The organism is Butyrivibrio sp. INlla21 (assembly GCF_900116875.1).
Classification (GTDB): Bacteria; Bacillota; Clostridia; order Lachnospirales; family Lachnospiraceae; genus Butyrivibrio.
In genome coordinates this window covers 1-632 of the sequence record NZ_FPCC01000001.1, presented here as the reverse complement: position 1 = coordinate 632, position 632 = coordinate 1, and the positions used below count along the sequence as shown (strand labels likewise).

The window sequence follows — 632 nt, the reverse complement described above, 5'->3', positions numbered from 1 at the left end:
ATCTCATCTTGAGGGGGGCTTCACGCTTAGATGCCTTCAGCGTTTATCCCTTCCGGACGTGGCTACCCAGCCTTATGCATCTGGCGATGCAGCTGATACACCAGCGGTCCGTCCATCCCGGTCCTCTCGTACTAAGGACAGCTCCTCTCAGATATCCTACGCCCGCGCCGGATAGGGACCGAACTGTCTCACGACGTTCTGAACCCAGCTCGCGTACCGCTTTAATGGGCGAACAGCCCAACCCTTGGGACCTGCTACAGCCCCAGGATGCGATGAGCCGACATCGAGGTGCCAAACCACTCCGTCGATGTGAACTCTTGGGAGTGATAAGCCTGTTATCCCCAGGGTAGCTTTTATCCGTTGAGCGATGGCAATCCCACTTTCATACCACCGGATCACTAAGTCCTACTTTCGTATCTGTTCCACCCGTCGGTGTCACAGTCAGGCTCCCTTCTGCCTTTGCACTCTACGAATGGTTTCCGTCCATTCTGAAGGAACCTTTGAGCGCCTCCGATACTCTTTCGGAGGCGACCGCCCCAGTCAAACTCCCCGGCAGACATTGTCCCCGGACCAGGTAATGGTCCTTGGTTAGAAGCCCAGCATCATAAGGGTGGTATCCCAACAGCGACTCA

Annotated in this window: 1 rRNA gene; it reads right to left on the bottom strand. The window is 55.9% G+C overall.

Features of this window, described 5'->3' with window-relative positions:
* Positions 1–632: ribosomal RNA gene (locus BM377_RS00005) — 23S ribosomal RNA — on the bottom strand; the annotation flags it as partial.